The organism is Halomonas sp. GT, from assembly GCF_002082565.1.
GTDB lineage: Bacteria > Pseudomonadota > Gammaproteobacteria > Pseudomonadales > Halomonadaceae > Vreelandella.
The window spans coordinates 2,752,467-2,759,700 of sequence record NZ_CP020562.1 but is presented as its reverse complement, the minus strand read 5'-3'; the positions used below and the strand labels follow the sequence as shown (position 1 = coordinate 2,759,700).

The 7,234-nt window shown below is 52.1% G+C and carries 6 protein-coding genes; 3 read left to right on the top strand and 3 right to left on the bottom strand.

Annotated features, from left to right (window positions below):
- Positions 1 to 15 precede the first annotated feature (15 nt).
- Positions 16 to 339, top strand: a complete 324-nt coding sequence (locus tag B6A39_RS12815) for a hypothetical protein (RefSeq protein WP_038476863.1) — start codon at positions 16 to 18, stop codon at positions 337 to 339.
- Between the two features lie 57 nt (positions 340 to 396).
- On the opposite strand, the gene B6A39_RS12810 is transcribed toward B6A39_RS12815, so the two are convergent.
- The 3 genes from B6A39_RS12810 to B6A39_RS12800 form a co-directional block, all read right to left on the bottom strand.
- Positions 397 to 2,301 carry an EAL domain-containing protein gene (locus tag B6A39_RS12810; RefSeq protein ID WP_083006302.1) on the bottom strand — a complete coding sequence of 635 codons (1,905 nt, stop codon included), beginning with the start codon at positions 2,299 to 2,301 and terminating at the stop codon, positions 397 to 399.
- A 14-nt stretch (positions 2,302 to 2,315) separates the two neighbouring features.
- The gene (locus tag B6A39_RS12805; protein WP_083006300.1) at positions 2,316 to 3,029 is read right to left on the bottom strand and encodes a transglutaminase-like cysteine peptidase; all 714 of its coding nucleotides are present in this window, start codon (positions 3,027 to 3,029) and stop codon (positions 2,316 to 2,318) included.
- Between the two features lie 120 nt (positions 3,030 to 3,149).
- Positions 3,150 to 3,821: an arylesterase gene (locus tag B6A39_RS12800; protein ID WP_083006298.1), complete on the bottom strand. Its 672-nt coding sequence runs from the start codon at positions 3,819 to 3,821 to the stop codon at positions 3,150 to 3,152.
- Between B6A39_RS12800 and B6A39_RS12795 the strand changes: the two genes are divergently transcribed.
- Positions 3,820 to 4,671, top strand: a complete 852-nt coding sequence (locus B6A39_RS12795; RefSeq protein ID WP_156886229.1) for an ABC transporter ATP-binding protein — start codon at positions 3,820 to 3,822, stop codon at positions 4,669 to 4,671. The two genes, B6A39_RS12800 and B6A39_RS12795, sit on opposite strands and share 2 nt — an antisense overlap.
- Positions 4,664 to 7,228 carry an ABC transporter permease gene (locus B6A39_RS12790; RefSeq protein WP_083006296.1) on the top strand — a complete coding sequence of 855 codons (2,565 nt, stop codon included), beginning with the start codon at positions 4,664 to 4,666 and terminating at the stop codon, positions 7,226 to 7,228. Before B6A39_RS12795 ends, B6A39_RS12790 begins: the two co-directional genes overlap by 8 nt.
- Positions 7,229 to 7,234: the final 6 nt, after the last annotated feature.

The following is a 7,234-nucleotide window of genomic DNA, read 5'->3' as shown; positions in this document are numbered from 1 at the left end:
ACAGAGGAAGCCGCTATGCTTTACATCAAACGCAACGCCCAAGGGGAGATTGTGATGCTCAGCAAAGAGCCATCGCCTGAGTGTAATGACACTATCAATGATGATTCACCCGAAGTGTTTGCTTTTTTAGCAGAGCAAACGGGGCAGTCAGCGCAGTTTATTGCATCCGACTTGGCTTTCGTACGGGTGGTGGAAGATATGCTGGAAGTGTTGCTAGAGAAGGGGGTCCTTAGTTTTACTGACTTGCCTTCGGCAGCGCAGAGTAAAATCATGGAACGTAAGTCATTGCGGGCGAAGAATGACGTCAATTTGATTAGCGATGACGGCGGTATTATCTAACACGGCGTCACAGGGTAGGTAACGCCGTGTTGTTCTTGGCTTACTTATCGAAGGTGCTCACGCGCGTACACCTGGGCCAGTGGCACCGTCAACGCCCACGCTGAAGAGGCTTTCCAATTCGGCTTGTTCAGTCACACCTTCTGCTATCACCTGAATGCCAAGGGAGTGGCATAGTGTTGCCATTCCTCGCACGATGGTTTGTTGTTCATGAGATATGTGAATCCCTCCGATCAAGCTGCTATCTATTTTTAGATAGGCAAGCCCGATGTCATGTAAATCAGCCAGCTTGGTGAATTCTGCCCCAACATGCTCAATGCCAAACTGACAACCTAACGGTCTGAGTGCTGTACATAAGCCGCGAAGGCTGCCAATAGCATGAGTATTCAAAATAGCGGGTACTTCGAAGCACAGCTGTTTGGCTAGTTGAGGTTGTTTTTCGAGTAACCTTCTTAGCTCAATCACAAACTCAGCATTGGTGATGGAGGCAATTGAAAGATTAATACCAAGGGTTTGTGCGGGGTTGCCAGTAAGTTGCTCAAGGGCTTTTTTGACCACGGCAATATCGAGTGCGGGTTCTAAGTGAAAGCGCGAGATCCAGGGAATAAACATGCCGGCTGTTTGCCAGTTGTTGGCAAGCTCTAGGCGAGCAGGGCATTCATAATGCAATACGTTATGATGGGCATCAATAACAGGGAAATAAGCGAGCTGGGGGCCCAGCATAATCGCGGCATTGAGCGCCGAACGCCATTCGGCATGATTGCCAAAAAGAGAGTTATGCTGATGCTCTCGTACAGCAACTGTGGTGTGGGCGCTCGCACTTTCGGCTTCAGCAAGGGCGTCGTCTAACGTAGCTAATAACCCACCTCGGTCATCATGAGGCGTGTAGGCAACCACAGCGGTCGGTAAACGCATGCCGATATTGGGCGCCTTGAGCGCGATGGTATCAAGTGCTTGGCGAAGGCGCGGTATGAGTGCGCTAGTATCTGCTTCTAAAGGCAGCATCAGGATAAAATCACTGCCGTTTAATCGCCCAACTAGTGCTTCTTCTGGCGTGGGTGCTAGCTGGGAGAGTTGTATTACTAGCCCACTGAGTAACTGATCAGTGGCTTGGTGGCCTAGCTGCTCATTGAGCGTTTCAAGTGACTCCACTCTGGTCATTATCATTAGCCCCGTGGCACGGGCGTCTTCACTCCCTAGTAATGATGACAAACGGCCCATAAACACGTCGCGATTGAGTGCTCCTGTGACACGATCGTGTTGCAGATGTCGACGTAGCTCATCCAGTTTTTGGCTTTCCTGACTGAGCATTTGGCGCACATTCGCAGACAAAACGTTCATTGCTTGGGCCACTTCACGTAGCTCTAACGTGCGGGGTTCTTTTATGGTGGTGAAGCGCCGGGCGCTGATATCTTTTGCTTGGGCGACCACCCGCACAAGAGGATGCTTGATACCGCGCACTACCACTGTGGCGATGGCGAGGCTGATCGCGCCAGCTAGCAAGAACCAGCCTGCAAGCTCAAGCATAATGCGCCACAACGAAGCGTAGGCGAAACTGTGCTGGCTTTCGAGTTCAAGCGTGCCGAATTGCCGCCAGCCGTCTTGAATCGTTGCCGTGCCGATCGGCACATCAAAGTGAATAACGTTGCGGAACCAAGCGGGTACATCGCCACTGTATTCGTTGGCCGAACGCTCAATGAGCACCTGACCTTCGGTGTCTCTTAGCGTCATGCGACGGTAATAGCCAGTATCAAACTGTGCGGAAATTAACAGTTCGAGCGTCACCACGTCCTTGTCGAGCTGGCTCATGGAAAGTGCCAATGCCGTTGCATTGTCTTCGTTTTTAATGCGCACTTCCTGCTCGATATAGTCGCGGCCCGAGGTGATGCTGATCGCAAGGCTGCCGATAAATGAAAGCAACAGTAGCGCAATAATGGCCAGCCAGAGCTGTTTAATCAGCGACATAGTGCTTAATCCTCTTAAATGAAACCTTGTGATTGCATCCGTTCAACGACATTGCGCCATCGTGAGAGCCGCGCTAACGGGTCTGCACGTGATTGCGTTGTGCCACCAGCCCACAGCCCTTCACTATTAAAACTAAATACTGGGTCTAGGTCGGTGCGTTGAGAAGCGGGGGAGATAGAAGGTGAAATATTATCAAGTACTAACGGCTCAGCGCTGGGCGTTGAGTAGTAGCCAAGTACCATATGTGCCTGGGTGATTTGGCTTCGACCAATGCGTGCCCGTACATAAATCATGCGCAGGCGTTCACCGGGAACACCGAGCTGCTTCAGGGTGATGTACTTGGCAATGGAGTAATCTTCACAGTCGCCTTGAGCTTTACCCATGGCCTCTAATGGCGTTGCCCAGAAGTCTTCTTGCCCCCATACGTGAATATCATCAACCCAGCGTATTCGGCGGTTGAAAAAGTCGTTGACCTCACGAAGTTGCGTTTGTACTTCTTGACCACGCAAACGTTCTAGCATGGCAAACCACTCTTCTAAAACAGTAAGCCCACTTTGGCCGTACTGCTGTTGCATGCTCTGCCGTAATCGTTGGGGGTTGAAGGCGGTTGCAGGCGAGGCGTGAAAACCTAGCCCTGCGCCCAGCACAACCGCGCCGACAGTGGCTAAAAACTGTCGACGCGAAAGTTGTTTAAGTTGGGAGCGAGAGGAGGCAGGCATAAACGCCATGAGTAATAGTTAATAAGCGTTAAGCCTACAAGCTACGGCGTTGAAGTGCACTATTTCCTTAGTGACATCTCCTTATTAAAAAGTACTAGTACTAAACGAGCAAAAAGAGCTGTCGTAATTTCATTCGGTGGATGCTTGAAACACGCTATCGAGCAGGGGTTCAAGTGCTGGCCAAACGTTGTCTAAAATAATTGGTTGGGCTTCTGCAGTGGGGTGAATGCCGTCGTCTTGCATCAGTTGCTCATTAAGCGCTACATCTTCCAACAAAAACGGCACGAGAGGTACGTCATACTCATCAGCTAACGAATGGAAAACACCGGTAAAGGCATCACGGTAGGCTTGGCCATAGTTGGGCGGAATATCAATGCCGAGAAGCAGTACATCAGCACCTGCCTGTTGGCTTTGTTCAATCATGCCAGCGAGATTAGAACGCATTTGAGCAGGCGGGAGGCCACGTAATCCATCATTGCCGCCAAGCTCTAACAGAACGATATCAGGCTGTCGTTGTCCGATAATGTTAGCTAATCGTTGTGCACCGCCGGATGTCGTTTCACCGCTGATACTGGCATTGATAACCTGGGCTTCACCGTCTAGCCGCTCAGCCAATAACGTTACCCAACCCATTTCTTGCTCTATACCATAGGCGGCACTAAGACTATCGCCCATGACTAAAAGTGTTGGGCGTTGGTCGGCGCTGAGTGCTGGTGCGCTAAAGATGACTATCAGTGCCAGCAACCCTCCGGTTACCATGCGGTTTAGTCTTTGCCTCGCTATAGGGATGCCATGCTTCATGTCTTACTCCTCTGATCCACAAGCCAATTTGGATCCAAAAGCTAACTTGGACCCAGCCGCTAATTTGCCAACTGATGCGGCCTCTTCGCATCAGCCCACCACCGACACCATCACCGCTAGCAATGTTCCTCACAAGCAAGCTCACCAGCCAGTCCTGCATGCTGAGAAACTATCTAAACAGGTGAAAAGTGGAGAGCGTTCGCTAACTATCTTACACGACCTTTCGCTGAGCGTGGCAGCGGGAGAAAGTGTTGCCATTCTAGGTAAAAGCGGTGCTGGTAAGTCGACACTACTAGGGTTATTGGCTGGGTTGGATACACCCAGTGACGGCGAACTTACACTTTTTGGCCAGCCGCTGAGCCAGATGGATGAAGATGGGCGTGCAGCGTTGCGTGCCGGAAGAGTCGGTTTTGTATTTCAAAACTTTCAGTTACTACCGACGTTAAGCGCATTAGAAAATGTGCTACTGCCGTTGGAGCTGTCTCCCAGAGCGGGAGAAACTCAGGCAGCGGCTCAATGGCTTGAGCGAGTCGGGCTGGGTGAACGCACAGAGCATCTGCCTAAACAGCTTTCGGGAGGCGAGCAGCAGCGCGTAGCTATAGCACGTGCGTTCGTTACCGACCCTGAACTAGTCTTTGCCGACGAGCCAACGGGCAACCTTGATCCCGATACGGGCGCACAGATTATTGACCTGCTTTTTACACTGAACCGTGAAGCAGGCACCACACTTATTTTAGTAACGCATGACCACGCACTTGCGCGCCGTTGCGACCGTTGCTTACGTCTGGCTAACGGGCAGTTAATGCCGTTCGAACCAACGGCTGCTGTCAGCGGGGGTGGCGATGAGTGATATAAACTGGCGGCTTGCGGCACGTAGTTTGAAACGTGACCTACGTGCCGCTGATGTTCGCGCACTGTTTGTCGCGCTGGTGTTGGCCGTTGCCGCCTCTACTATGATCGCCTTTTTTTTAGACCGGCTAGAGCGTGGGTTAGAGCGCCAAGCAGGACAAATGCTGGGAGGCGACTTAGTTCTTGAACAACGCGAGCCATTCTCTGAGGAGCTACGCACGACGCTAGAGCAAGCGGGGTTTACGCTAAGTGATCAGGTTGATTTGGTGTCGATGATTAGCCGTGGCGAGCGCTTCCAGCCAGCTAGCTTGAAAGCGGTGGATGAGGTGTATCCTCACTATGGTGTTTCCCATGTGGATCGTGGGGACGGGGTTGAGCAAGTTGCATCAGGTCCACCAGCTGGGGAGGCTTGGGCAGACCCTCGGTTAGCGCAACTGATTGACATTGCGATAGGCGACCGTGTTCAGGTAGGTCAAACGGAACTGCTAATTAGTGGGATTATCGAGCGCGAGGCGGATCAGTCTGGCGGTTTTGGTAATTTTAACCCGCGTTTAATGCTCAACACTGCCGACTTGGAGGCTACAGGGTTAGTGCAGTTGGGATCACGACTTGAGTTTGAATTGCTTGCTGCTGGGCCTCCCGCAGCACTGGAGCAAGTGCAGGGCTTGCTGGCCGAACTAAGGCGTAATGGGGTAGACGTACGTGATGTACGTGTTGACCGTCCTCAGTTAGGCAACGCGCTTCAACGCGCTGAGAGTTATTTGGGGCTTGCCGGATTAGCCGCCGTATTGTTAGCGGGCGTAGCGGTGGCTATGTCGACTCGCCGTTACGTTGAACGTCATCTGGACACCGCGGCGTTGCTGCGCTGCTTCGGCGCTAGTCAATATCAGCTGGTGACTATTTTTACCCTGCAATTAATGGGGCTCGCACTAATCGCTGCGATTATTGGCGCGTTGTTGGGGCTTATTGGTCAAGCTGTGTTGTTGTGGCTTTTAACAAGTTTTTTACCTATGACACTGCCGCCTCCCGGCATTATGCCGCTCTGGCTGGGCATTTTTACTGCACTTGCGGTACTGGTTGGTTTTGCTGGCCCCACACTGTTACGTATTAAACGTGTCAGTGCGCTGAAAGTGTTACGTCGTGAGTTTGACCCACTACCGCCGTCTGCTTGGTTAGTCGTGGGAGTGGCGAGTCTAGTGTTTGGTGGCCTGTTGTGGCTTTACTCAGGTAGTTTTTCGCTTGCACTGGCGCTACTCATCGGTGGCGCGGCCCTGTTAGGGCTTTTATGGATGGCTAGCACGCTGTTGCTAAACGGTCTGTTGAATGCTGTTCAGCGGCTTTCCGGTGGAAGTGAATGGGGCCAAGCGTTTCGGCTGGGAGGCAGGCAGTTGGCCCGCCGAAAGCAGGCTGGACTTGGGCAACTGCTGGCGTTTTCGGTCACGTTTTTTGCGATGGCGATGATCGTACTGGTGCGAGGTGATTTATTGTCCACCTGGCAAGATCAGTTGCCAGAGAATACCCCTAACTACTTTGCTATCAATATTCAGCCCAGTGAGCGAGATGCCTTCGAAGATGCAGTTGCTCCACGGGTGGAGACCCAAAGCACCCTATATCCGATGGTGCGTGGAAGAATCAGTGCTATTAATGGTCAGCCACCAATAGAAGCCGTTCCACCCGATGCCAGAGGCGATAACTCACTGCGCCGTGAGCTGAACCTTACCTGGCAATCAGCGTTGCCCGATGGTAATCAGGTCGTCGCTGGAGAGTGGTTTTCACAATCGAGTGAGCCACAGGGATGGTTGAGTGAGGTGGAGGCCACGCCTCAGGAAGCCTCTAACGTTGTGCCCATCTCTGTGGAAGATGGACTAGCAGAGCGTCTTGGCCTTGGGTTAGGGGACGAGCTAACGTTCTCTGTAGGCGGTGATACCATCACCACCCGTATTGAGAGCTTGCGCAGCCTTAACTGGGATAGCTTTAACCCAAATTTCTTTGTCATTTTTCCACCTGGCGTGCTCGAATCGTTCGGTCATAGCTTTATCACGGCGTTTCACTTGCCAGAAGAAGAGCAGAGTTTAATCCGACAATTAGTCAATGATTTTCCAGGCGTATCACTGCTTAATGTAGATGCCATTTTAGGCCAAGTGCGCGAGGTGCTTACCCAAGTCACCCGAGCGGTAGAGCTAGTGCTTATTCTGGTCCTGATGGCAGGAGTTAGTGTGCTTTATGCAGCACTGACAGCTAGTCGGCCGGTACGCGCCCATGAGAGTGGCTTGCTGCGTGTATTCGGTGCGGGAAACCGAATGATTTCTCGGGTACAAGGGGCTGAGTACGCACTGCTTGGTTTCGCCAGTGGTTTAATGGGGGCCTTCCTTGCAGAGTTTGCCACCGCTGCACTTTATCTCTATTGGCTTGATTTGACACCGCGCCTGCATGTGGGGTTATGGATTGTTTTACCCTTAGGGGGCGCGTTGTTGATTGGTATTATCGGACATGCCCTTTCTTACAGCCTGCGGCGCCAAGCACCTGCGGCTAGCTTGGGGTTGCTTGGAGAAGCTTAACAGCAC

What these genes read in the sequence shown, in the direction of transcription:
- B6A39_RS12795 (WP_156886229.1), top strand. Translation starts at nt 3,820, where the DNA reads ATGTCTTACTCCTCTGATCCACAAGCCAATTTGGATCCAAAAGCTAAC.
- B6A39_RS12810 (WP_083006302.1), bottom strand. Translation starts at nt 2,301, where the DNA reads ATGTCGCTGATTAAACAGCTCTGGCTGGCCATTATTGCGCTACTGTTG.
- B6A39_RS12815 (WP_038476863.1), top strand. Translation starts at nt 16, where the DNA reads ATGCTTTACATCAAACGCAACGCCCAAGGGGAGATTGTGATGCTCAGC.
- B6A39_RS12800 (WP_083006298.1), bottom strand. Translation starts at nt 3,821, where the DNA reads ATGAAGCATGGCATCCCTATAGCGAGGCAAAGACTAAACCGCATGGTA.
- B6A39_RS12790 (WP_083006296.1), top strand. Translation starts at nt 4,664, where the DNA reads ATGAGTGATATAAACTGGCGGCTTGCGGCACGTAGTTTGAAACGTGAC.
- B6A39_RS12805 (WP_083006300.1), bottom strand. Translation starts at nt 3,029, where the DNA reads ATGGCGTTTATGCCTGCCTCCTCTCGCTCCCAACTTAAACAACTTTCG.